Source organism: Butyricicoccus sp. AF18-9LB, assembly GCF_027684505.1.
Lineage (GTDB): Bacteria > Bacillota > Clostridia > Oscillospirales > Butyricicoccaceae > Agathobaculum > Agathobaculum butyriciproducens.
Genome location: NZ_JAQCWA010000001.1, coordinates 342,067 through 366,134, shown reverse-complemented (window position 1 = coordinate 366,134; position 24,068 = coordinate 342,067). Strand labels below are relative to the sequence as shown.

Annotated in this window: 22 protein-coding genes; 16 read left to right on the top strand and 6 right to left on the bottom strand. The window is 55.0% G+C overall.

Going from position 1 to position 24,068, the window contains the following annotated elements; all coding sequences use genetic code 11:
- Positions 1–8: 8 nt before the first annotated feature.
- The 13 genes from PGY33_RS01585 to ptsP all read left to right on the top strand — a co-directional run bounded on the left by PGY33_RS01585 (position 9) and on the right by ptsP (position 10,910).
- Entirely contained in the window at positions 9–1,301 is a 1,293-nt protein-coding gene (locus PGY33_RS01585) for a sensor histidine kinase (protein WP_243022880.1), read from the top strand.
- Positions 1,294–1,971 carry a response regulator transcription factor gene (locus PGY33_RS01580; protein WP_118478944.1) on the top strand — a complete coding sequence of 226 codons (678 nt, stop codon included), beginning with the start codon at positions 1,294–1,296 and terminating at the stop codon, positions 1,969–1,971. The genes PGY33_RS01585 and PGY33_RS01580 overlap by 8 nt, the downstream gene beginning before the upstream one ends.
- Positions 1,968–3,275, top strand: coding sequence for an extracellular solute-binding protein (locus tag PGY33_RS01575; protein ID WP_118478946.1), 1,308 nt, complete (start codon positions 1,968–1,970; stop codon positions 3,273–3,275). Before PGY33_RS01580 ends, PGY33_RS01575 begins: the two co-directional genes overlap by 4 nt.
- A 201-nt stretch (positions 3,276–3,476) precedes the next feature.
- Positions 3,477–3,902, top strand: coding sequence for a PTS sugar transporter subunit IIA (locus tag PGY33_RS01570; RefSeq protein WP_270477036.1), 426 nt, complete (start codon positions 3,477–3,479; stop codon positions 3,900–3,902).
- Between the two features lie 32 nt (positions 3,903–3,934).
- Positions 3,935–4,429 carry a PTS system mannose/fructose/N-acetylgalactosamine-transporter subunit IIB gene (locus PGY33_RS01565; RefSeq protein WP_117489526.1) on the top strand — a complete coding sequence of 165 codons (495 nt, stop codon included), beginning with the start codon at positions 3,935–3,937 and terminating at the stop codon, positions 4,427–4,429.
- 40 nt (positions 4,430–4,469) lie between these two features.
- Entirely contained in the window at positions 4,470–5,327 is an 858-nt protein-coding gene (locus PGY33_RS01560) for a PTS mannose/fructose/sorbose/N-acetylgalactosamine transporter subunit IIC (protein ID WP_118478950.1), read from the top strand.
- Between the two features lie 2 nt (positions 5,328–5,329).
- Entirely contained in the window at positions 5,330–6,151 is an 822-nt protein-coding gene (locus tag PGY33_RS01555) for a PTS system mannose/fructose/sorbose family transporter subunit IID (RefSeq protein WP_117489529.1), read from the top strand.
- A 92-nt stretch (positions 6,152–6,243) separates the two neighbouring features.
- On the top strand, positions 6,244–6,516 hold the full coding sequence (locus tag PGY33_RS01550) for a hypothetical protein (protein ID WP_118478952.1): 273 nt from the start codon (positions 6,244–6,246) through the stop codon (positions 6,514–6,516).
- A 13-nt stretch (positions 6,517–6,529) separates the two neighbouring features.
- A complete protein-coding gene (locus PGY33_RS01545; protein WP_158575074.1) occupies positions 6,530–8,149 on the top strand; it encodes a Cof-type HAD-IIB family hydrolase in 1,620 nt (539 codons plus the stop codon).
- A gap of 19 nt (positions 8,150–8,168) precedes the next feature.
- A complete protein-coding gene (locus tag PGY33_RS01540) occupies positions 8,169–8,336 on the top strand; it encodes a helix-turn-helix domain-containing protein (RefSeq protein WP_118284932.1) in 168 nt (55 codons plus the stop codon).
- Between the two features lie 20 nt (positions 8,337–8,356).
- Positions 8,357–9,004, top strand: coding sequence for a PHP domain-containing protein (locus tag PGY33_RS01535; RefSeq protein WP_270477031.1), 648 nt, complete (start codon positions 8,357–8,359; stop codon positions 9,002–9,004).
- On the top strand, positions 8,991–9,248 hold the full coding sequence (locus PGY33_RS01530) for an HPr family phosphocarrier protein (RefSeq protein ID WP_117489539.1): 258 nt from the start codon (positions 8,991–8,993) through the stop codon (positions 9,246–9,248). The genes PGY33_RS01535 and PGY33_RS01530 overlap by 14 nt, the downstream gene beginning before the upstream one ends.
- Before the next feature lie 12 nt (positions 9,249–9,260).
- Entirely contained in the window at positions 9,261–10,910 is a 1,650-nt protein-coding gene (ptsP, locus tag PGY33_RS01525; RefSeq protein ID WP_270477029.1) for a phosphoenolpyruvate--protein phosphotransferase, read from the top strand.
- A 52-nt stretch (positions 10,911–10,962) separates the two neighbouring features.
- Here the strand turns inward: ptsP and PGY33_RS01520 are convergent, their stop codons facing one another.
- The 6 genes from PGY33_RS01520 to PGY33_RS01495 all read right to left on the bottom strand — a co-directional run bounded on the left by PGY33_RS01520 (position 10,963) and on the right by PGY33_RS01495 (position 18,648).
- On the bottom strand, positions 10,963–12,660 hold the full coding sequence (locus PGY33_RS01520) for a recombinase family protein (RefSeq protein ID WP_118478960.1): 1,698 nt from the start codon (positions 12,658–12,660) through the stop codon (positions 10,963–10,965).
- Between the two features lie 12 nt (positions 12,661–12,672).
- Positions 12,673–12,822 (bottom strand): hypothetical protein, encoded by a 150-nt coding sequence (locus tag PGY33_RS01515; RefSeq protein ID WP_158575075.1) that lies wholly within the window; start codon positions 12,820–12,822, stop codon positions 12,673–12,675.
- A 99-nt stretch (positions 12,823–12,921) separates the two neighbouring features.
- Complete coding sequence (locus PGY33_RS01510) at positions 12,922–14,118, bottom strand: RecQ family ATP-dependent DNA helicase (RefSeq protein ID WP_118478962.1); 1,197 nt, start codon at positions 14,116–14,118, stop codon at positions 12,922–12,924.
- Positions 14,111–15,715, bottom strand: coding sequence for a hypothetical protein (locus tag PGY33_RS01505; protein WP_118753422.1), 1,605 nt, complete (start codon positions 15,713–15,715; stop codon positions 14,111–14,113). The genes PGY33_RS01510 and PGY33_RS01505 overlap by 8 nt, the downstream gene beginning before the upstream one ends.
- A gap of 316 nt (positions 15,716–16,031) precedes the next feature.
- Positions 16,032–17,792: a hypothetical protein gene (locus PGY33_RS01500; RefSeq protein ID WP_118478966.1), complete on the bottom strand. Its 1,761-nt coding sequence runs from the start codon at positions 17,790–17,792 to the stop codon at positions 16,032–16,034.
- Complete coding sequence (locus tag PGY33_RS01495) at positions 17,761–18,648, bottom strand: hypothetical protein (protein WP_118478968.1); 888 nt, start codon at positions 18,646–18,648, stop codon at positions 17,761–17,763. The genes PGY33_RS01500 and PGY33_RS01495 overlap by 32 nt, the downstream gene beginning before the upstream one ends.
- A 250-nt stretch (positions 18,649–18,898) precedes the next feature.
- Here PGY33_RS01495 and PGY33_RS01490 point away from each other — a divergent pair, with 250 nt between their 5' ends.
- From PGY33_RS01490 to PGY33_RS01480, 3 genes are all read left to right on the top strand, one after another.
- A complete protein-coding gene (locus PGY33_RS01490; protein ID WP_118478970.1) occupies positions 18,899–19,951 on the top strand; it encodes a hypothetical protein in 1,053 nt (350 codons plus the stop codon).
- A gap of 194 nt (positions 19,952–20,145) precedes the next feature.
- On the top strand, positions 20,146–20,379 hold the full coding sequence (locus PGY33_RS01485) for an S-layer homology domain-containing protein (protein WP_158575076.1): 234 nt from the start codon (positions 20,146–20,148) through the stop codon (positions 20,377–20,379).
- A gap of 27 nt (positions 20,380–20,406) precedes the next feature.
- Positions 20,407–24,024, top strand: a complete 3,618-nt coding sequence (locus tag PGY33_RS01480) for an MBL fold metallo-hydrolase (protein WP_270477074.1) — start codon at positions 20,407–20,409, stop codon at positions 24,022–24,024.
- Positions 24,025–24,068 lie beyond the last annotated feature (44 nt).

Genomic DNA, 24,068 nt, shown 5'->3' with positions numbered 1-24,068 from the left:
GGGACGGTATGGCACAGAGTTTGCAGTTTTTCCGCCGGATTATGCTGCTGCTGAATATCACCGTGTGCGTATTCCTCGCATGGGTGTTCGGCATGACGCCGGTGCTGGCGGCGCGGCAGTCGGACGGTGTGGCGTTCACGCAGAATTTAAGCGCGCTGCCGGCCAAGCCGTGGACGCTGACCGTAGCGATTCTCAGCATGGCGGCGCTCATTGTGGTTGGTGTACTGCGCAGACGCAGCTATCATTTCGTCGGCTGGACCGAGCCGTTATTCGCGCTGTGCGTGATTTTTGCGCTGCATCTGGACTACAACGGCCTGCTGCTGTATGTGGTTGTGGATTTGATCGACGGCCTGCACGGCAGAACGCGTCGCCGGTTTCTCGGCGTCATGACGGCGCTGTTCCTGCTGACCGGTTTGGGTGCCTTGCAGGGAGCGCTGCACACGGTTCCGTTTTCGGGATATCTGCTGTATTTTGACATGCACACGCGGCAGCTTTTGCAGAGCACGGTGGATTTGCTGGGTGCACTGCACCTTATCCTGTTCGTGGTGTACATGGTGGTGCTCATTGGGCAGCGGACCGAGGAAAACTCGGCGATACGCCGCCTGAACGGCGAACTGGAACAGGCGAACGATCGGCTTTCGGTTATGAACGAGCAGCTCAAGGCTTACGCCGCCGAGAGTGAACGCATGGCCGAAACGCGCGAGCGCAACCGCCTTGCCCGCGAGATTCACGACACGCTCGGCCACGCACTGACTGGCATTACCGCCGGTGCAGACGCATGTCTGCAAATGCTGGAAATCTCGCCCGAGATGGCGAAAAAGCAGATGGAACGCATTGCGGCTACCGCTCGTGAGGGCATGAATGAGGTGCGCCGTTCGGTGCGGGCACTGCGGCCGGATGCACTTGAACGCATGCAATTAACAGATGCGATAGCGAAGCTGTGCACCGAAATGCAGGCGACTTCGCAGGCGGAGATTATGCTCGATCTGCAGGCTGAGGATCTGCGGCTGTCGCCGGACGAGGAGGACGCGGTGTACCGCATCGTGCAGGAGAGCATCACGAATGCTATCCGGCACGGACACGCAACCGCGGTGCGTGTGCGCATTGCAGCGGAGGAGCGTCGGCTTGGCATAACGGTAACGGACAACGGCTGCGGCTGCACGAAAATTGAGCCAGGATTTGGTCTGCGGCACATGCGCGAGCGGCTTAAGCTGTTAAATGGCACGTTAAAGGTGAAGAGTGAAAACGGATTTGAGCTGCACGCGGAAATTCCGTTAAGATGGGGTGATGTATATGATTAAAGTGCTGCTGGCAGACGATCAGGAGCTGATTCGGGAGAGTTTAGGCTTTGTTTTGAACGCACAGAGCGATATTACCATTGTCGGCATGGCGAAGAACGGCCGCGAGGCCATCGAACTGGTGCGCAGCGAAAGGCCGGATGTTGTGCTGATGGACATCCGCATGCCCGAGGTGGACGGCGTGGAGTGCACGCGCCTTATCAAGTCGGCATACCCGAATATCAAGGTCATCGTGCTGACGACGTTCGACGATGACGAGTATGTGTTCAACGCTCTGCGGTTCGGCGCGTCCGGATATCTGCTCAAGGGTGTGTCTGTTGCGGATTTGACCAATGCGGTGCGCGAGGTCGTGCGCGGCGGCTCCATTATCGCGCCGGATGTGGCAAGCAAAGCCTTGCAGATGTTCGCGCGGATGGCCAAGGGCAACCTCACCATCGGTGTGGACGAAAAGCAGACCGAGGATTTGCAGGATAACGAATGGCGCATCATCCGTGAGGTCGGTGCCGGACTGTCTAACAAGGAAATCGCGGCCGCGCTCTGCCTGTCCGAAGGCACGGTGCGCAACTATCTGAGCAGCATTCTCAGCAAGCTGGATCTGCGCGACCGCACGCAGCTTGCCATCTGGGCGGTGCAGACCGGCGTAGCAGGCCGTCCGTTTGGAGGTCCGCAATGAAGGGGCTGGCGAAGCGTCTGACAGCGATCATCGTGCTGACAGCGGTGTGCCTGACGATGGTCGTTTACAGCCGCACACGTCCAGTCGAACTGCGACTCGGCTTTATGGCGGGCAGCTACTGGGATGCGCCAAACGGCAACTGCTACGCCGTCATCGACGCGGCGATCGAGCGGTTCGAGCGGGAGCACCCGAATGTGCACGTCACCTACACAAGCGGCATCCTCAAACGGGATTACTCGGAGTGGCTTATCGACCAGTACCTGCTCGGCAGTGAGCCGGATGTGTTCCTCGTGCTGCCGGAGGATTTCGGTGAGCTGTGCGAACTCGGTGCACTCGCGCCGCTGGACGGCTATCTTGCGCAGGACGAGGCGGTGTCCGACACGGATTTCTATCCGGCGGCGCTGCAGAGCGGCGCGGAGAATGGCGTGCAGTACGCGCTGCCGTATGAGTGCGTACCGACGCTGATGTGTGTCAACAAGACGCTGCTCGAAAGCGAAGGCATTGCTGTGCCGTCCGGTGACTGGACGTGGGAGGATTTTTACAACATCTGCGCCAAGGTCACGCACGACACGGATAGTGACGGCGAAATCGATCAGTTTGGCTGCTATGGATATACCTGGCAGGATGCGCTGATCGCGAACGGCACATCGCTGTTCACTGAGGGCGGCAGCAGCTGTCTGATCTCTCTGCCAAGAGCCGTGCAGGCGGTGGCGTTTGCACAGCGGCTGGACAAGCTCACCGCAGAGACCGCGCCTTCTGCGCGGGACTTTGACGAGGGCAGGGTGGCGTTCCGGCCGTTCCTGTTCTCGGATTACCGGACGTATCAGCCGTATCCGTGGCGCATCAAGCGGTACTCGGATTTCTTGTGGGACTGCATTCCCATGCCGCACGGTCCGGCAGGCGGCAACAGCTCGGAGCTGAGCACCGTGCTGGCCGGTATCAGCAGCCGCTCGGCACATACGACGCTCGCGTGGCAGTTTCTGCGCGAGCTGACCGCTAATGCGGACAATCAGTCCATGCTGTTTACGGATTCGCACAGTGTGTCCGCGTTGCGGAGCGTGACTGACTCGGAAAAAACCCGCCAAATTCTCCGGCAGGACACACCAGGCGAAAGCCGGTCCGGCGTGGAAATGCTGTCGGATGTCATGGAGCAGGCGGTGGCGGCGCCGCGGTTCCGCAATTACGATCAGGCGCTGCTGTTGACCGAAGGACTGGTACAGACCGCGATGGAGGATGAGCATAATTTGTCACTCCAGCTGCAAAGAGTACAGCACGAAGTGCAGGAATATTTACAGAAAAACTGACGATATCGAACGCGATACGCGCTCTGTTTGTGCAACACGCACAGACAGAGCGCATTTTATTTGCATATTTTGATAATCAGCATGACATTTGTCATAGAAAAACAGGACGATTATCACACGAGGGTCATGACAAAATACAGATTTCACGCTTCCTCAAATCCGGTATACTATGCTCAACAAACAGGAAAGAGGGAACGGAAAATGAGATATCTGATTTTGGTCAGTCACGGCACCTTTGCACCGGGTCTGCACAACGCGCTCGGCATGATGGCAGGCAGCGACCGCGAGGACATCCGCTCGACCAGCCTGCTCGACGGCATGGATGTGGACACCTTCCGTGTCAACTTCGCAGAGCTGGTTAAGGACATTACCACAGAGGACGAGATCATCCTCACGGCGGACATCATCGGCGGTTCGCCGCTGACAACTGCACTCGATGTGCTCACCGAAAAGGGTCTGCTGGGCAAAACGCTTGCCATCGGCGGCATGAACCTGCCGCTCGTGCTGACGGCCGCCTTCGCGGATGCGGAGACACCGCTCGATGAGCTGGAACAGGAACTGACCGGCGAGGCCAAGGACCAGATCAAGCGGTTTGATCTCGGCGGCGATGAAGACGACGATATTTAACCACAATAGAGTAGTATAAGGAGGAAAAAGTTATGTCAATCTCTTTTATTCGTGTTGACGACCGTATGATCCACGGCCAGACCTGCACGCGCTGGGCGCTCGAGTATCCCTGCGACGGCCTCATTGCCGTAAACGACAAGGCGGCTACCACGCCGGTGCTCAAGGCGGCGTACAAGAACGCAAGCGACAAGAAAACTTTCGTGTGGACGCTCGACGAGTGGCGCGCCAAGTGCGGCAAGGTGCTCGCCAGCAAGGATCGCTACTTCCTCATCACCAAGGACCCGATCACGATGAAGAGCATCCTCGTGGACGACGGCTTTGATCCCGGTGAGGTAAAGACGGTTATCATCGGACCGTGCAACGACCGCCCGGGCGCGACTAAGCTGGGCAACAATCAGGCGATCACCCAGCCGGAGGCGGACGCACTCGAGGCCATTATGCAGAAGGGCTACGAAGTAGAGTTCGCGCTCATCAAGGAGGCCGCCATCGGCAACTGGAAGAAGTTCCGCGGTCAGTTCGGCTACTAAATTCTATTTCACAAAATAAAAAAGAAAAGAGGGAGAACTTATGCAAGTTCAAGTTTGGCAGGCTGCATTGTTCGGATTGCTCGCATGTCTGGCATCCATGCCCGGTCTGGGCGGTACGGTGTTCGGTAACTACACACTGGGCCGTCCGTTGGTAGCGGGTCTGATCGTCGGCCTCATCATGGGCAATGTACAGACGGGCATTTATCTCGGCGCGGCCATTCAGGTCGTATACATCGCACTGGTAACGCCGGGCGGCACGGTTTCCGCTGACGTTCGCGCGATCTCTTACATCGGCATTCCGCTTTCCATGGTTGCCGTGCATTCCATGGGTCTCAATCCCGCATCCGCTGAGGGACAGGCAATGGCGGTAACGCTCGGTTCGGCTGTCGGCACCATCGGCACCGTGCTGTTCTACGGAACAGCTACCGTAAACCTCGTTTGGCAGCATATGGGCTGGCGCGCTCTGGAAAAGGGCGATCTGCGCAAGCTGTATGTGGTCGATATGGGTCTCCCGTGGATTTCCCACATCCTGTGCTCGTTTATTCCGACGTTTATCATCACCAAGGTCGGCACCAGTATGGTAGATCTGATGAAGGCCTACCTGCCAATGGACGGCGTTGCAATGAAAACACTGTTCACCGTCGGCTCGCTGCTTCCGGCAGTCGGTATCGCCATCCTGCTCAAGCAGGTTGCGACCAAGCCGGTTGATATTCTGGTATTCGTATTCGGCTTCACGCTGGCCGCGTGCATGGGCCTTAACCTGATCGCGGCATCTATCGTCGGCGGTTTCTTTGCGGTCATCAACTACCGCATTAAGATCCTTGCTTTGCAGAAAGCCGCTCCCGCAGCTGCATCTGCTGCCGCAGCGGAATTTGACGACGATGAGGAGGAGATTTGATCATGGCAGAAAAGAAACTTTCCAAGAAAGCGCTGAACAAATCGTTCCGCAACTGGTTTTACGGCCATCTGACCTGCTTTTCGCAGGAGCATATGCAGACGTTCGGCTACCTGTGCGCCATGCTGCCGCTGGTAGAGGAGCTGTACGACACCAAGGAGGAGCAGACCGAAGCCCTCAAGACTTATTCCGCATTCTTCAACACCGAGCCGCAGCTGGGCACCGTCATCGTCGGCATGACCGCCGGTCTGGAAGAAGCCAAGGCCAACGGCGAGGACATCGACGGCGAGATGATCAACGGCATTCGCGCCGGTCTGATGGGACCGGTGGCCGGTATCGGTGACAGCCTGCTGGTCGGCACGCTGATTCCGATTCTGCTGGGCGTTGCGCTCGGCTTATCCTCTGGCGGCTCGCCGCTCGGCGCGATCTTCTACATCATCGCGTACAATGTCATTCTGACGCTCGGCATGCGCCTGCTGTATTTCAAGGGCTATGAGCTCGGCGGCAAGGCCGTTGAGATGATCGTCGGTGAAAAGGCGAACGCCATCCGCGAGAGCATCATCATGCTCGGCACGGTCGTTATCGGCGCGGTTGCTGCAAGCTGGATCTCGATCACGACGCCGCTCGTCCTGCCCGGTGATATATCGCTCCAGAAGGATGTGCTGGATACCATATTCCCCAAGATGCTGCCGCTGGCTACCGTTATGCTCTGTTATTGGCTGATGAGTAAGAAGAAAATGGCACCGACGACCGTTATGCTCGTGCTGGTCGGCATTGCGCTGGTCGGCGTGCTGGTTGGATTCTTTGATCCGCAGCTTGCATACTAAAATCGTTTCACTCAGACTATATCACACTTTCACCCCTCTGGCCGCTGAACGAAATCGTTCAGCGGCCGCCGTACAGGAAAGGAGTTTTCTCAATGAACAAGACCGCATTACTGCACGAGGCCAAACAGCAGCAGCAGGCCCTTCGGCAGCTTTCCCTCTGGAAGCGAATCGCTATACTGCTCTCCTCCTGCGCGGCGGTGCTGGCATGGTGGGGCATCGCGGGCAGCGGATTGCGCTTTGCGGGCGGCGTATGCGGCGTAATTATCGCGCTGGTGTGCGCGGTCTGCGCGGCTGTGATCGGACTGGGCATCCGCAACGGAAACCGCAATGTCGCCAACATTTTGTCGGCGGCAGAGCAGGCATAAAGGAAGAAATGCAATGAATCAACAACAATATCGGTTGCTGTGCATGGATATTGACGGCACGCTTCTGAATTCGGCGCACAAGCTGCCGCTCGCCAACCGCGAGGCTGTGCAGTTTGCGGCGAAGAACGGCGTGACCATCTGCCTGATGAGCGCACGACCGCCGCGGGCGGTGTTCCCGATTCGGGATGCGCTCGGCGTGGATGGACCGCTGGTGTGCTGCGGCGGAGGACTTATTCTCTCGGGCGAAAACCGGCTGGCGGACAGCCGCCTGACCCGCGCATGTGCGCAGGCTGTCCTGCAGGAAACACAGGCGAGAGGTATCCACTTGAGCGTTTACCGCGATCTCGACTGGCTCATTTCCGCCAAGGACGAGTGGAGCCGCGCCGAGGCGCAGATAACCGGCGTACAGCCGACCGTCGCGCCGCTGGAGACGCTGTTTGCAGACTGGGGCGACGCAGGCGCGCACAAACTGCTCTGCATGGGCGAGAAATCGCAGATTGACGAAATGCTTCCGGTACTGGAGGCAAAGCACCTGCCGATGACGCTTGTGCGCTCCAAGGACGAATATCTGGAGGTCATACCGGCAGGCGCGGGCAAGGACACGGCCATGCATGTGCTGTGCGATTCGCTGCACATCTCGCCCAATGAGGTGATGGCGCTCGGTGATCACGACATTGACGCGCCGCTGCTCCGCGCCGCCGGACTGGGCATTGCAGTGGGCAACGCTTCTCCGATTGCACGGGCAGCCGCCGACGAAGTGACCGCTTCGTGCGACGAGGACGGCGTGGCGTGCGCCATTTATCGCCATATCGGGGGAGGTACAGGCATGAAATACCGTTTGCTCGCGCTCGATCTGGACGGCACACTGCTGAACTCCCGCAAGGAGGTAACGCCCGAGGTCAAACAGGCGCTCCGGTGGGTCAAGGAACGCGGCGTACACGTTGTGCTCTCGACCGGACGCATTGTCGGCGAAGCGGCGGAGTTCGCCCGTGAGCTGCCCTGCGAGGATTTGATGGTCACGGCGGGCGGCACGGCGATTGCCACTGCATCGGATGAGCGCATTCTGCAAAGCTGGGACATGCCGTGCGAAATCGGTGCAAAGGTGGTCGAGGCGGTGCAGAGCCGGCCGGTGCGCGTGATGATCTATGTTGGCAGCAAAATCTATATCAATGAATATTCTAACCGCGATTTTGTCGCAAATTACCGCGTAGAGGGCTTTCATGCGAATAAAATTGTCGTGGAGGACATCGCCGGTGAGATTCGGAAAAACCATCTGAACGTCACCAAGGTGTACGCACTCGGCGAACGCGAGGTGCTCGAGCAGGCGCTTGCGGAGATTCGGCCGCTGCCGGGTCTAACGATTACAAGCTCAGGCTCGGACAACTTTGAGATTCTGCCGGCCGGTGCGGATAAGGGACGCGCACTCACTCGCTTAGGCGAGATGTTCGGCGTGACGCCCGCTGAAATGGTCGCCATCGGTGACAGCGACAATGACGCGGAAATGCTCCGCGCAGTCGGGATGCCGGTGGCGATGGGCAACGCGGATGCAGCGCTCAAGGATCTGGCAAAATACATCACTGCAGACTGCGACCACGATGGCGTGGCACAGGCGGTCTATCACCTATTCAAATAACACAAGAGGAGGAAGAGACATGCCGTTTATGACCATTCCGGAAGCTGCGGTTTTATGGCACATTTCCGCCGCCGAACTGCGGCAGCTTTGCGAAAATCATGCGATTCTCGGCGCGGTACGCGTGCATCAGCGCTGGTTTATCCCGGAGGACGCAGCCTGTCCTTCCGAAATCCTTCCCGTATCCTGAACCTTGGCGGAGGTCTTTCCATGGCACAAACCGATCTGCAAATCCACAGCAGCCTGACTGCAGGCGGTGAGCTTTCACCGCGTGCACTGGCCGAACGCTGCTGTGAGGAACGGCTGACGCTGGCGGCTTTGACCGACCGGCGGGCGGTCAGCGGTGTGCCGGAATGTATCTGGCGCGGCGCACAGCTCGGTGTGCGCATTGTGCCTGGCATTGAACTCGACTGCCGCTGGCGGGAACAGGATTTTCTCACGCTCGGCATCGGCATTGACATCACCTGTCCGGCGCTGTTCGAGATCGAGCGGACGCGGAACGATTCGGTGCAGTCGTTTGCAGCCGAGCAGGCGATTCACACGATTCACGAAGCAGGCGGACTGGCCGTGCTCGTGCCGCCGAATGAGATGGACGACACCTTTCCGGTGGCGGCATTCGACGGCATTGCAGCATACGGCAGTCACAGCCGAGCAGATACCGCGCGGTATCACACACTGGCACGCAGACACGGTTTGGTCGTCACCGGCGGCAGCGGATTTCTCAGTGAGGACAAGCCGCCGCACCGACCGGGTGCAGTGGACTTTTATGGACACGAACCGCAGGCTGCAGCGGCATTTCTCGCCGCAATCCACCATTTGAATGAAGAAAAAAGGAGTTTTCATCATGACAGCATTTGAGTACACCATTACGGATTCCATTGGCATTCATGCACGTCCGGCAGGCATGCTGGCGAAGGAGGCCGCGAAGTTCAAGAGCAAGGTTTTCCTGCATTTCGGCGATAAAAAAGCGGATGCACGCCGCCTGATCGCCATCATGGGCATGGGCATCAAGCACGGCAATACCGTTCGTGTGGAAGTGGAAGGCGAGGACGAAGCGGAAGCGGCAGCGCAGATCGAGGCATTTTTCAAGGCGAACCTGTAAGGAGTGAGCGAGATGGAGCAGATTTTCGGCAAAGGTGTATCCAAAGGCGTAGCGGCAGGCCCGATCAGCTTTTACCGCAGAGCAAGCGGCGTCATTCCGCGCCATGAGGTGAGCGACACTGCGGCAGAGCTGGAGCGATTCCGTGCAGCGCGGGAGACGGCGAAGGAGCAGCTCGCAAAGCTGTATGACAAGGCACTTGCTGAGGCCGGTGAGGACGCGGCAATGCTGTTCGAGGCGCACCAGATGATGCTGGACGATCTGGATTTCGTGGAGAGCATCGAGGGTATGATTGAGAACGACCGTGTAAACGCCGAGGCCGCCGTCAGCGACACCGGTGCACAGTTCGCGGAAATGTTTGCTGCGATGGACGACAGCTACATGCAGGCGCGTGCGGCGGATATCCGCGATATTTCCGCGCGGGTGATCGGCATTCTGACCGGCGAAGGCGAAAGCGGCATCGTGTCCGATGTGCCGTGTATCGTGGCGGCAGATGATCTTGCGCCGAGCGAGACCGTGCAGCTGGATAAGGCTCTTATTCTGGGATTCATCACGGCAGGCGGCTCGGCGAACTCACACACGGCGATTCTGGCCCGCACGATGGGCATTCCGGCCATTATCAGTGCAGGAGATGCGCTGCAGCCGGAAATGGAGGGCAAGTACGCCATCATTGACGGCCAGACCGGCGAGGCGGTTATCGAGCCGGATGATGCCGAGCGCGAGCGTCTGCTCAAAAAGCAGGCCAAGGAGAAGGCGCTGAAAGAGCTGCTCAATCAACTCAAGGGCAAGCCCAACGTGACCAAAGACGGCCGAAATGTGATGGTTTACTGCAATATCGGCTCTCCGGCAGATATTGATGCGGTTCTGCAGAATGACGGCGGAGGCATCGGCCTGTTCCGCTCGGAATTTCTGTACCTGCAGGGCAGCGACTATCCGACCGAGGACGAGCAGTTCAAGGCTTATAAGACGGTCGCGGAGCGCATGGGCGGCAGGCGCGTTATCATTCGAACGCTGGACATCGGCGCGGACAAGCAGGCGGACTATTTCCACCTCGACAAAGAGGAAAACCCGGCGATGGGTCTGCGCGCCATCCGCATCTGTCTGACCCGTCCGGAGGTGTTCCGCACACAGCTGCGGGCGCTGTACCGCGCATCGGCGTACGGCAAAATCGCTATCATGTTCCCGATGATCACCTCGGTCTGGGAGGTACAGGAGATCAAGCGCATCTGTCGCAACATTCGTGCGGAACTCGCGGAGGAAGGTGTGCCGATGGCGGACAAGGTGGAACTCGGCATTATGATCGAGACACCGGCCGCCGTCATGATGAGCGCAGAGCTGGCACATGAGGTAGACTTTTTCTCGGTCGGTACGAACGATCTGACGCAGTACACGCTGGCGGTTGACCGACAGGGTGTGGGTCTCGACCGGTTTTTTGATGCCCATCATCCGGCGGTGCTCCGCATGATCCGCATGGCAGCCGAGAACGCGCACAAGGCCGGAATCTGGATCGGCATTTGCGGCGAACTCGGCGCGGACGCGGAGTTGACCGAAACCTTCCTGTCGATGGGTATCGACGAGCTTTCGGTTTCGCCGTCGGCGGTGCTGCCGCTGCGGTCGGCGATTCGCTCGATTGATACGACAACACTGGCTCCGCTGGAATTGTAAAAAAGGATAAAAGCAGTGATATGCTTCCAAATTGGAAAGGTATCACTGCTTTTTATTCCAAATGCCAGCGCACGAGATACGTCACCGTGTACTCACCCTGATAACCGGATCGCGCCCGCTGAAAGCGCATTTGCAGCTGCGCGTTAGAGGTTTGCGTCTCAGATACGATCGGCTCTGCACCGGTGGTGAGGAAAATATCGAGCGAGATACGGGTTTTGCTCTCGTCCGAGTCCACGACGATATGGTCAACGAGCGCCTTGGACATCTCACGCGAGAACCCGCAGCTCATCTGCCACCGTTCCTCGATGGTGCGGCGCAGGTTTTCCACCCGCCGGATACGTTCTTCCAGTGTCTTGTCTGCGTTCTGTAGTTCTGTTCGCTGCTGCTCGAGGGCGGCAAGCTGCTCGTTGCAGGCCTCGTTGCGCTGTTTGAATTCGTCGTTGGAGAGCGCACCCGCAAGCACCAGATCGAGCAGCTTGTCCTTGCGTTTGGTGACGGTTTCGATTTCCCGCTCGACTTGAGCAAGCGCAGGTGCGTTGTCCTGCCGGGCGGCAAAGGCGCGGAGATTGTCGATGTACTCCTGCACGGCGGCTGAGCGCTCGTCCGTCACCTGCTCGAACACGCGCTCCAAAATGCGGTCCAGCTCGTGGCTGTAAACCGTCGGGGAATTGCAGCCGCCGGTTTTGCCCTTTTCACGGTACAGCCTGCAGTTCCAGCACTCCATTTCGCCGCGGCTTTTGCTTTTATACACATGCCTGTGGAAAGTTGTGCCGTGCCTGGCACAGATCAGCTTGCCGCTGTAGGCGTAGCGATTCTGAGATGCCTGCGCGTGCGCCTTCATGGTCTTGCCGCGTGAGGCAAGCAGACGGTTAGCCTGCTCCCACAGTGCTTCGGGCACGATGGCAGGCACACGGTCGTCCTTATGCACGAGCCATTTGTCTGCACTCAGGCGGTAGCTGCGTTTGTCGCGGTAGTCGCGCGAGGCGTACCGCCGACCGGCATAGCAGCCCTTGTATTTCGGGTTGCGGATCATGCCGTACAGCGTGGAGTAGGTAAGCGGCTTGCCCTGCCGTCCGCGTATACCGCGGCTGTCCAGGTTGTTGGCAATGGCGCGAAGACCGAGGTCCCCGGCGGCATAGCGCTCGAACACCTCACGGACGACGGCGGCTTCCGGCTCGACAATCTCCAATCGCCCGTCAACCTTGTTGTACCCGAACAGATTGTTCTGTCCAAGCAGCACGCTGTTCTCCTGCGCACGCTTAAAGCCGAAGCGCGTGCGCTCGGACAGCTTGCGCACCTCGTCCTGCGCGATGGAGGACATGATGGTGAGCCGCAGTTCGGCATCCTTGTCAAAGGTGTTGATGTTGTCGTTCTGAAAGTACACGCCCACGCCGCAGCGCAGCAGCTCACGCGTGTAGCGCAGACTGTCGAGTGTATTTCTGGCGAAACGGCTGATTTCCTTGGTGACGATGAGGTCAAAGCGGCCGCGCTTGGCATCCTCCACCATTTTGAGGAACTGCTCGCGTCCCTCGACAGACGTGCCGCTGATACCCTCATCCACATAGCCTCCGGCGAATGTCCAGTGCGGATTTGCGGCGATATAGTCCTCAAAATAGCGTTTCTGGTTGCCGAGACTGTTGATCTGCTCGTCTTTGTCGGTCGAAACGCGGGCGTAGTACGCCACAGCAAGCTCGGTATCGAAAATACTGCGGCCCTGTGCCTGCATTTCGTCCAGTCTGCGGACGTCCATTGGGCGGCCTCCTTACGGCGTGCTGTGCAGCCGGGTCAGCTTGTCCGTCTGCACATGGCGGACAAAATCGTGCTCGTCGCGGGTGATGCAGCCGCTCCTCAGCATTTCGTCGTTGAGTGCGAGAATCTGGTAGATCTGCGCACACAGGAAATTGTTGGTCATGGAAATTCCTCCTTCTGGTAGTTAGGATTGCCGTGATGCGGGCGGTTTAATCATTCATACATATAAATATTATATCAATGACAGGCGTGGTTGATACGCTTATCGAAAGTACTTCGTGATACCCTTCCACACCTTGTTCGGCTCGCGCAGAACCTTTTTTAGCGCCTTCAGACGCTTTTTGCCGCGGGAAACGGTTTCGGGGTCGCGGCTGCTGTGGATAAGGTTTTTCACCACATACTCGTCCGACGGCGCGTAGAGCAGTACGGCGCGAGCTTTCTTTCCGTCGCGTCCGGCGCGGCCGATTTCCTGCGTGTACGCGTCAATGCCGATGGGCAGTCCGGCGTGCACGACCAGACGCACGTCAGGACGGTCAATGCCCAGACCGAAGGCGTTCGTAGCTACGATGATCGGGCGCTTTTTCGTCAGAAAGTAGTCCTGCACGTGGGCGCGTTTGCAGCGTTTCATTTTGCCGTAATAAGCCTTCACTGGATAGTCACGAGAACGCAGCCATTTGGTGGTGCGCTTGGCATCCTTGACGCGTGGGCAGTAGATGATCGTGGCACCGTGCTTGCGGTACTTACGCAGTACATTGTCCAGCATGATGAGCCGCGCGTTCTGCAGTTTGCGGGTCTTTCCGGTCTTATCGCGGATGGTAATTTTCTTGACATAAATTTTGACATTCTTCCGACGAACCGGAAACAGCAGACGCTTAGGGTCGCGCATACACAGCCGCTCGGCGATGTAGTTGAGGTCAGACACCGTGGCGGTCGCGGTGAACGCCAGCACCTGCGGGTGCTTGGGCAGCGACTCGATGAACGGCCCGATACGGCGGTAATCCTTGCGAAAGGCGTGCTCGACCTGCGGCAAAATATGCGCCTCGTCAACGACCACGCGGCGCACATGCGCGGCGACAAGTGCGGTGCGCACATCCTCACGGCGGAGCTGCTCCGGCGCAAGGTAGAGAAGGCCGCCGTTTGCGGCAAAGTCTCGCAGAATATCAGCGTGCATGGACGTGCTGAGGTCGGAGTTCAGCAGGGCGGCGTGCACGCCTCTGCGCTCGAGTGCCTGTACTTGATCGCGCTGCAGCGCGCGAAGCGGAGAGAAAACAAGCGTGAGCGAACCCGGCTCATCGAGCAGTGCGGGCAGATGATACAGCAGCGACTTTCCGCCGCCGGTGCGCAGCCGAACGAGGACATCACGTCCGGCAAGAATCGGCGTCAGTGCACGTTCCTGTTCATCGCGCAGATGTTCGATACTGAATGTCTGCAGTGCAGGATATATATCCTTATTATACATTATTGTCCTCCTCGTTGCCCGCCGGAATGGATGGAATGCTGGAATTTATGAACTTTTTCGTTGGAATTGCAAGATAGCGCCTGCCAGCCCCCTCAGTGTTGATTTTTATCTTTTCAGACGTGCAGAGCGAACGGTCCTTCAATGCCTGTACAACATCTTCGACAAGCTCGGGACCGACTCCGGCACGCTGCAGCAGACCAGCGAAGCGGTCGGGATGATAGACTAGCAGCGGCTTGTTCTGATACGTGTATTCGAACGCCGTTGTCTCAGCAAGTTCCTCGAGTGACTGCGGCCGCGGATGGATCGCGTCCTTGTAACGCTCCGGCTCGAGCAGGAAGGCAACACCCTTATCGATTGTTTCTGCGCGGGAAAGCTGTGCCTCTTTTGCGACGCGCTCAGCCTCGCCGGAGATGCGGTCGAATGCAGCACGGCTGTTTTCATTGGTCAGCAGAGCGTGGCGGATAAACTGCCGTGCAATGGTAATCCAGCGCTCCGGAAGATTCAGCCGGTAGGCGTGTGGATTGCCGGCAAGATCATCAATGGCCTCGTTGAGCGTGCCTGCTGCTCCAGAAATGCAGCACAGTAGCTTGGCAGCCGCCAGGCGAAGGCAGTCTGCGTCGGACTCGCGTAGAGAGTGTGCCTGTTGGGGCACAGTGACGGTGTACGCATACGCCGCCGGAAAGGTACGCGTGGAGATGACGATGGGGAACGCGGCAAACGGGCGTGCCTCGGCGTTGCTGGTAAGCAGCCGAATGCGCGAATGCTGTTCGATCGTGTCAATCAGCAGCTTGCGCGGTGCGTCTCCGATCGGCTCGAGCAGGACAAGACGCCCGCTTGCAGCGGGGCTGTACACCGGCGGCTGGCTGTTTTCGAGGCGCAGCGTAAGTGGGCGCTCGAACGGTGCAGATGGAGAGCGGAGCAGGTCAACCGTATGGAAGTGTTCCTCGAGGTTTTCGCGAACCGAAAGGGCCTGCGCGTTCGGCAGTGCGAAAACCATAAGGAAATTCGGGACGCTTTCCAGTGTCGATTCGCTCCATACGCTTGCGAGCAGTACGGCCTCGAGAACCGGCAGGACAAGCGGGTCATTCTGCAGCAGTTCGATGAATCGGGATTCGTCGAAAGCACCGAGCGACTTGGCAGCGTACGTGTTGCTGAGAATGTCGGCAAAAAGCGTCTTTTCCGTCGAAAAATCTTTCTCAATGTACGCACGATTGCGGGATAAGGTGTCGCACATCTCGTATACAAGGTCAACCTCTCGGTCGCTGAGATCAAGACCCGGAAAGCGCGGTTTCTTGTCCCATGCGGTCGTGCGGACGGCGTACGATAGACGGAGGTACGGCCAGTATACTGTGATAATTTTCCAACGTACGTGCACATCATCGGACGAAATGCCGACCGCGCCGACCTGCTCGGCGAGAAAGGGCACGCGCATGTCGCTGGCGATCACCGCACCGCGGTTCGTGATGAAGTAATCGCTCGCATCGACACGATCGCAGAGCTTGGCGGGAAATGCGTCGTCGGGCCAGATTTTTTCAAGCAGGACGACAGCGTCAGCCGCATGCGCGGCAAGGGTACGGATAAGCTCTTCTTTGTTCATGATTTTGCTCCTTTTTGTGGGGTTGATGATTTGAAAAACGTTTTTCGCTGTTTGTGATTTTATTATACATAATGAAAGAACTCCAATCGAGTTAACGTGCTCACAGCAGGGGAAATATAACAGCTAGTTTTGAAAAAAAGTAAAAATAGATATAATACGATTTTAAATAGAAATATTGTTCGGGAAATGTAATGTGTAATGATATGAGCAGGGAGAAAAGAAGATGTGTGCTCACAGCAGGTAAATTTATGTTATGAAAAAAACGACCGTCTGCACAAGGCAGACGGTCACAGTGAAAAATAGGAAATGGGAATGTTTAATCATTCGCAAAAGGATCTTGATTCTGGCGAATGGAGTTCCAGTAATCAGCACCTTTTGAAAGATAGTCTTCAGCGCGTGAGATAAGCTGATCAGACGGCAACAAGAACCAACATGAATCAAGCAGTTTGTCTTCTGTGGAAAGCAATATATCGTACATCAGGTTAGTTAGAGTATCTTCTGGATAGAACCATTGGATTGTATGGGTCAGTAATGGAAAATCGGTACCGGACATCTTCAGCGGCAGTTTGTGAGGTACTTGTGCTGCATGTCCTTCATAGTTATCCACATACTGGGGATAAGATTGCGCGGTTTTCAAAAAGTTCTGTGCCCATAGCCAGAGATTTGTAACTTCAGATTCTTCATCTTCGTCCAGAAAAGAATCCCCCGGAAAGTAAACTTCATCAAGTGCAGGTGATGGAGCAGAGACCATCTGCTGTTCCAGAAGATGCGCTGTTACAAAAGCACCGATGAAATAGTCCGCGGTGGAGTAAGATGTGTTTGGATCAGAAGATGCCTTTGGCCAAATGATACGATGAAGACGGGTAAAAAACATCTTGGTACAGGGTCCGGTCACATAGTCATTCGGTTCAAACAGTATCGGAACAGATGGAGGATCCCCTTCAAGCATATCGAGGGCATGTGGCTCACATTGAAACCAGAAGGGGTGGGTATATCCATACGAGTGACGTTGTTTCTTGTGCTCCAGAGACAGCTCGAGTGCGTCAGCGGTAAAATCATTTAGTGCTGCAACAAAAGAGGCAACAGAGGAGGGAAGCTCTTTTCTGGCTGCCTGTGCCTGTTTGCGGTATTTGCTGATTTCTTTGTTCAATGTTTTGTTATCCATCAGTTTTGATGGAATTGGCGGTATTTTAAATGATTTCGAATCCGAGAACAATGCACTTAGCGTACAGAAGATATCATCATACTGATGGCTGCGTTTTGCAGATTCCAATGCGGTCTGCAGTTTTTGCAAATAAACATGCAGATTGGTATCGGTATCTTTATTGGAATCCGAGGATACTTTTTTTAAGCTGGCTTCATTTAAAGTATAGGCCAATCGTCGCGTGATCTCTGGGGAACAAACCAGTTCACGGAATTGGCGTAATGCGGAGAATTGAGGATTTTCTACGAATTCAAGAGTGGAAAAGCAAAGGTAAAATAGTTTGCTGATATTGGTAGGAATATCGTTTTTATGTAGTTGCTTTTTTAAGCTGCAAAGAATCTTGTATCGATCCTCATCATAGCTTGTACAGAAAAAAGAATAATAGAGTTGCTTGTCCAAGTCGGGAGAGAGTGAATGACCACGCTTTTTGAGAAGATTAACGGCAAAGCGGTAATGCTTAAGTCGCTCTTTTGTAGTAAAGCAGTTGTATATCAATGGATCGATTGCGACAGCATCATCGGCGTTTTGAAAGCGGAGAAGTGAATTGCTGTTGCCTTCATCTTGAAATGCGAAACTGTAATACCGATTGGAAAATAGTCGGAGCCATTCTCGCAGCAGCTGAACAAGTTGGAAAAGCGAATAATAGTAATCACGGGTTGCATCTTTGAGATCGTATGAAGTTTCTGTTTGAAGGGCTTCATATAAATCTGTGATATCGTCATAAGAGGTTGGCAAATCCTCGCATACGACCGGAAAATCGTTATAATAGGCCAGAAGATTTTCATAAGAAGTAGAGAAGTCTTGATGAGCAGTCTGAAGATTATCGTATAAATCAAAGTCATCATAGCGTAGCTGATTTTTTTTTACATACAATGGAGAAATCCTCATAGTAAGATAGAAGATCCGTATATGAAACGCAGACAGACCTATAGAAGGCTTGCAAGTAATTGTAAATATGTGGAGAATAATCATAATCATCATATAGAGAACGAATAAGTTCGTCACATGTAGAAAGAGAGAAATCATTTCGCTTGCAATGTGTCTGGTAATAACCAAAATATTTTTCAAGTGAATAGACGAAATAGGGGTGCTGTTTCATCAGAGGCAGGAAACAGGCAGGTGATAACATATAGCGCAGATCGCCTTTACGCAGATAGTTGTTATACAGAACGGTTATTGCTTGGAGAAATTCCATGTCCAGCGTTCGCGGCAGGAACGAATTGTCGTCTGTGTCGTTATAATAGCTGTGCAGCGGTTTGCGTCGGAGATTTGACATTTTGATGCTGTCGGATAGGTTGGGGAACAGCCAATCAAAATAGGCTTTGGATTCCAGAATATAGTTATTCGGGGGATCCTTTTCAGTAGTTTGTGGGTGCAGGACAGTGCGAAATTCTTTTATACGGTACTGCTTTTCATATTTTTGAAGCGCAGCCATGATCCAGTCTGTGATGACACAGCTGATCAAAATGTCGTATAAGGATTGTTGTGTTCCGTTAAAAGTTGAGGTTTGTGTGTGCAGAAAAGATAGGAAATTTTTTGTATGTTTCTGCAGATACGGAAATTTTTTTAGTTTTTTATCAAGCCAATTTGGCAGAGTCTTAGCGTTAGATTTAGATGGTTTCCAAGCAAAGAAAAACCGCAGATCATCTTCGACCTCTTGAATATTTTTTCGGAGTTTAAACGATTCGGAAGGTGATAGAAATTGAGGAGTTTCTTTAAATGTAATCATAAGAGTATCACCTCTATATATAAAGTATATTTATTCCAATCCTATAGGATAGAAATGATCTATCCATAGGATATTTTCAATTCTCAGTTATAGTATAAACTGACAGGATAGTAATTGCTATATATTTCTATCTTGTATAACAAATATCGTTCTTGAATGATTACTGTTTATTACTGTATTGTTCGGACGATATAACTTTTTATCTGTGCACAACAGTCTGATAAAATTATAAAAGAAGAAGGTATATGAGATGGACATTTATCATTCTATACATACAATCACGTTACAGCGGAAGATTCCGCTTGAGGAAGTAAGCAGCTATCGCAGTCTGCTGTATGGCTTGTCTGACAGATATGGAACAGGCAGCTATCGAAAATCAGAAAATGAATACTATTTTTACATGTACGCACCGCAGGGCGTGATGATCAGCCTGCGGGCCGCACGAAACTGCGGCTTTATCAAATTAACAATCAATCTCAATTCGCTGCTCTATATGGAGATACAGAGAGTAGCATTATTCAGCCCGTGCCGAGATTATATGAGAACACTGGACTGCAATCTGCGCGATATACTGCGGGATGCACAGCTCGGCACACCGGAGACCTTCATGTTTGCGCGGGTGGATTTCAGTGTGAACGCCCAAACGTCGGACCCGCTCGCATATATTGCGCTAGCGCACAGAGGCGGTGTGCCGAACGGCTTTAAACAGACCTATCCGCGGTTTGACAACAAAAAGCGGAATAGACCCATTCGATACGCGTATTCCTACGATTTAACGTACAGCATAGAGGAGTATGCCATCTCGCTGTACTCCAAAGCGGATCAGATGCGGGACGATTACAGCGCACAGCTGACCGACTATCAGCAGGCACAGGGTATACTCCGGCTGGAGGCGAAATACGGCGCCGCCATGCTGCAAAAGCACTTCGGCATAACCGATCTGTCGTATTCACCGGAATTGCTGTACCGGTTCCTGCAGGAATCATCGTGTATCCTGTGCAAAGCTATGCAGGACTGCTTTCCGGCGGGAACATATTACTCGCTTGCGGCGGTGCAGGAGCAGCTTGCCCAAGCGGGAAAATCCGTGCAGAGGAAGCGGCTGGGCACATGGATTGCGCAGACCTCACGCATGGGCAGCGCCTGCAAGGCACGCCGTGCGCTTTGCGCGGAACTTTCCGGCTCGCAGTATGATGCGCTGATGAAATATCAGCGCGCAAGCGGGATCAATCCGGTAACAATCGGCCGCAAGTGGAAACAGCGGGCATTGCCGAGTCTGCAGAGTGTGTTCGGTTTTGACGAATAATGCAGGTTTCTATCAATTGTACAATAAACAAAATAGGAATCGTACAACATCGAACACGAGCGCACAAAACTCCTGCGTATCGTGCAACAATTCTGGCTTTTCTTCATTTTCGCTTTGGTACGAACACGGTACAATAATGCCAGTAGGGAAACCGATGAAATTCGGCCGACACGAGTAAAGAAGGGAGAATGAAAATGAAACGCAAACGGATATGTGCATGGTTTATCACTGTGGCAATGCTGCTGACGATGCTGCCGTCAGCTTTTGCCGTATCATTTGCGGACACCCGCGGACACTGGGCGGAAGACGAGATCAACCGCTGGAGCGACCGCGGTGTCATGCAGAGCCACGACGGCGATTTTGAGCCGAACAGCCCGATAACAAGAGCGGATATGGCGGTCATAATAGACCGCGTGATGGACTACTAGACCAAGGCGGAGAACACTTTCGCTGATCTGGGTACGGCGTACTACACGGACCCGATTCTGCGTGTGGCGCAGGCAGGCGTGATGCAGGGCGACGGCAAAAATGTCCGCCCGAAGGACAAGATCACCCGCGAAGAGGCGGTCAGCATGCTGGCACGCGCGCTGTCGGTAACAGCAGGCGGCAGCTCGACGAATTTTGCGGACAACAGCCGCATTTCCTCGTGGGCGATGGCAAACGTGGCAGCGTTTGCGGAGAACGGCTACATCGCAGGCCGCAGCGGCAACCGCTTTGAGCCGCAGGCGAACATCACCCGCGCAGAAGTAGTCAAGTTGCTCGACAACATGATTTCGGATTATATCACCGAGTCCGGCACGGTAACGCCAAAGGGCACCGGCATTGTCATCGTCAAGGCCTCCGGCGTGACGATGAACAAGGCGAAGCTGAGCGGCACGGTCATTCTCGGCGGCAAGGCCGGCGAAGTCAAGGCGACCGGCTGCGAAATCACCGGCAAGGTGGTCAAGATCCATAACTCTACTCTGACGACCGGCAGCACGGGCGGCTCCTCCGGCGGTTCTTCGGGCGGTGGCTCGTCTGCACCGGCAGCACCGAGCGCGTACCCGCGCCCCAAGGGGCAGGAGACCTCCAAGAGTCTGGGCGTATTCAACTATGACATGACCTATTTTGTCACGCTGACCGCACAGGACGGTGCAGACATTTACTACGAGATCGCGGAAGGCGCGGACAAGGCAGCCGTTCCGACCACGGCAAGCAAAAAGTTTGAAACCTACCAGTATCGTCAGATCGAGATCACCCAGCCGACCGCAAGTGCGGATGGTCCGGTCACCAAGACCTATAACGTCAAGGCGATCGCGGTGCAGAACGGCAGGACCAGCAGTGTTGCAAACTGGAATTATGATGTTACCAGCATTCCGCACCACGAGCTGAAGGTAGGCGCACCCAAGGACTGGAACGGCAACGAGGTTCCGGACGTAACGCTCATTCAGGATTACGACAGCGATAAGATGTATCTGGTGCAGGGCACCGACCGCGCAATGGTTCTGGATGCCGGCTACTTTGACGCAGATGACGCGGCAAACCTGTACGAGACCGCACGAAAGATCGTCGGCGAAGGCAAGCCGATCGACCTGATTATCGGTCACCCGCATCCCGACCACGTGCAGATGACGCACCAGTTCCTGTGCGCAGAAAACAAGGCGCTGGGCGCTAAGGTTTATGTCAATGAGCGTGGTATCGAGGTTCTGCGTGATTATGTCAAGCGGTTCGGCATATCGTCGAAAATGTTTGCGGATGAGGCTGCAGCAAGCGAAGCTTACGACGCACAGCTGGAAACCCTGAAAAACGGTGACGTTTACGACATGGGCGGCACCAAGTTTAACGTGATCGAGCTGCCGGGCCATCAGGTAGCAGGCATCATGCTGTTTGATACCGCGACCGGCAACCTGTTCACGACCGACCAGATCGGCAACAACCGTGCACACATCATGGATTCGTTCTGGATGCAGTTCGCAAACCTGTCTTCGACGTTCTTCGCAGACTCGATGGACGTTTACCTGTCCTCGCTTCAGATCGCACTGGAGCGCGTTGACAGCCTCGGCACGGTAAAGCGCATTCTCACCGGTCATAACGATGTTGTACTGGACGGTACGGCAAGCTATCTGGATATCCTGCAGACGGCTGTACAGAAGGTTGTTGATGAGGGCACAGATGCTATGACGCCTACTCTGCGCACGCTGGACAGCATTAACGGCTACCTCGAGAACACCAAGACCGTGGTCGTCGGCGACCGCCTGAAGGACATCAACTGGGTCGGCATCAATGTCAACCTGCAGAATTACCTGTCCGACGGCTATCGCAACGGCAACGAAGATAAGATTGCAGACCTGTCCAATCTGTCCGTACACAAGCAGGGCGAGAAGGGCAATCTGCTGTGGAACGACCCGAATTTCGGCATCAATGTAAACTGGCAGTACCCGACGGACGGCACCAAGCCGACCTGCAAGACCACGACCAGCTTTGTCGCTGAGGTGGACGAGAATACGACCTCGATCGAGATCGTTCCGACCGCAGCTTCCTCCGGTGCGAAGATTACCGTGAACGGCAATGCAGTAGAGTCCGGCAAGGCTTATCAGGGCACACTCACCGGCGGTACTACGCGCTTCGTTATCAAGGTAACGGCGAAGAACGGTTCGGACAGCAAGACCTATACACTGAACGTCAGCAAGAAGAACAGCAATCAGGTCGCAGCACCGTACACCTACACGGATTATGACAGCTATACCGACCCGTACTATCCGGATACGCCGGGCAACTTTACGGTAACGCAGTATATGGCTTTGTTTTCGGATACCGATGGCGCTGAGATCAAGTACACAGTAGATGGTTCTGACCCCAAGACTTCGGATACGGCGAAGGTTTTTGATCAGACCAAGTTCAAGGCTGATTCTGGTTTCGGCGGTGCAGAAGTGAAAGAACTGATCACCATCGGTGCAGATACGGATAACTGGGACGGTACTGCAAAGCAGACCAAGGTAGAACTGAAAGCCTATGCCTCTAAGGAAGGCATGGAGGATAGCGATGTTGTAACCTTTACCTACACGATCGATCGTATGTCCAAACTGGAGCACAAGAGCCGTCTGATGTACGATATGGACGGCATGAAGGTCTGGAGTGTTATCGATTACGACAGCGATAAGATGTATCTGATCAAGGGCTCCAAGGGCGCACTGCTGATCGACGCAGGCATGGCATCGGCAGGTGCAAATAACCTGTATGAATACTGTAAGCAGCTGGCAGGTACGGATAACATTGATGTTTACATTTCGCATGGTCATCCGGATCATACCACACAACTGGGCGATTTCGTTCAGGCAGGCCGCAAGGTCTACATCAACGAAAAGGATATCCCGATGGCGCTGAAGTATGTGAACGACAAGACCGTAACGGCAGGCGGCTTTACCTGCATCAGCGAAGGCTATCAGTTTGATCTCGGCGGCGTTGTGCTGGATAACTACGACATTCCGGGTCATACGCCGGGCTGCATGATGCTGCTCGACAAGGCACACAACGTTCTTTATTCGTCTGACCAGCTGGGCTGCAATCGTCGCAGCGTTGCAGATTCGCTGACTCTGGTCAACAATGACGTTCGCGTGCTGCTTTCCAGCCTGCGCATCTTCCGCGATAAGGTAACTGCACTGGCGGAAGCGGGCGAGATCGACCTCGACAAACTGGTCGTCTGGAGCGGCCATGATGACTACGAGATTCACGATCTGCTCGGTCATCTGGATACGCTGATCACCGCCGCACAGAACATCGTGGACTACGGTCCGGCAACCGCGATGCGCGTTTCGGTACGCAATACCGGCGGCTCGGACGGCGCTTCTTTCGCGGGCGACCGTTATGCAAACGGCGGCACCGGACACTTCATCTGCATGAACGGCAGCAAGGCGAACGTTCTGGCAGGCGAGGATTACACCGCAGTAGACGAACTGGACAAGAAATACCGTTCGGACTATTCGGGCGGCATGTCCGGTGCAAGCCGCGCGGTGCAGGGCATATGTGTCCGTGCGCTGGCCATGAGCGGCGATACGCTGTTTCGGTTCTTTGATCGGTTTGAACAGTTGGTGTGAGCAATAACAAAAGGCTCCTGTGTCTTATGACACAGGAGCCTTTT